The following is a 1,205-nucleotide window of genomic DNA, read 5'->3' on the forward strand; positions in this document are numbered from 1 at the left end:
TGATTCAATCGGTAACAAAAGGGGCCAGTCCCGGAGGTAACGACCTCGTGGCCCCTGTTGTATATGATGCATTTGGAAGAGAGCAATTCAAATATTTGCCCTATGTGTCTCAAGGAAATGGAAGTGGTACTTTTAAAACAGATGCTTTTGCAGAACAAGTGCGCTTTTTTCAGAATGGAAGTTTAATGCCAGGAACGGCAGGGGAAAATGTTTTTTATAGCCGCATAGATTATGAAGCCTCCCCGTTAAGCAGAATACTACGATCATATGCTCCGGGAGCTGCCTGGGCGAAGAATGATCCTGCCACCACAGAAAGAGGCGGCAACCACCCACAGGAAACTCAGTACCTGATCAATACGCAGGCAGATTCCGTACAACAATGGAATCTAGCGGCAGATGTTATTATTCCTGTAAGTAATGGTAGTTATGCAAATGGTACCCTGATTAAAACAGTTACCATTGATGAAGCCAGGAATAGCGTAATAGAATATAAGGACAAGGACGGAAAGGTAATGCTGAAAAAAGTACAATTATCTGGAAACCCAGGTAGTGCGCACGTGGGCTGGTTATGTACTTATTATGTATATGATGATCTTGGCAACCTACGTTTTGTATTGTCGCCCAAAGCTGTTGCTGCTATCATGAATAATTGGGTGATTACTCCTGTGGTAGCTAAAGAATTATGCTTTATTTACCGTTATGATAGCCGTAACCGGATGATCATAAAGAAGGTGCCGGGAGCTGATTCTACGGAGATGGTGTACGATATACGTGATCGTTTAGTGTATAGCAGAGATGGTAATATGAAGTTGAAAAACAACTGGTTAGTTACCTATTATGATGCATTAAACCGTGCTGTCATGACGGCATTATACAACTCCGATATTGCCCGTCATGCTTTACAGACTGCTACGGATCAAGTTACTTCCGATCCGGCTACTCCGGCGATTATAGCCGATTTGTTAGTGGATAGCTACGACGGCAGGGCCCAGTATCAGGCAAGTAATAGTATTATTTTCAAGCCGGGGTTTAATTCGAATGGAGGCTCTTTTATTGCTGAAATTGTTCCCGAGATTCCAGGCGGGGGGCCTACTAATATTAATAATCCTATTCCGGATTTACCTGTTCACTTGTTAACACCACTCACCTATAGCTATTATGATCACTACGATTATGCAGGTAATCAGTCGTACGAAACGAAGGAC

At 43.0% G+C, this 1,205-nt stretch carries 1 protein-coding gene; it reads left to right on the top strand.

The window, feature by feature from the left end:
- Positions 1–1,205, top strand: a 1,205-nt coding sequence (locus ACDQ55_RS21650; RefSeq protein WP_420983727.1) for a DUF6443 domain-containing protein, incomplete at both ends; no start/stop codon positions are given.

This window comes from Chitinophaga sp. 30R24, from assembly GCF_049056765.1.
Classification (GTDB): Bacteria; Bacteroidota; Bacteroidia; order Chitinophagales; family Chitinophagaceae; genus Chitinophaga.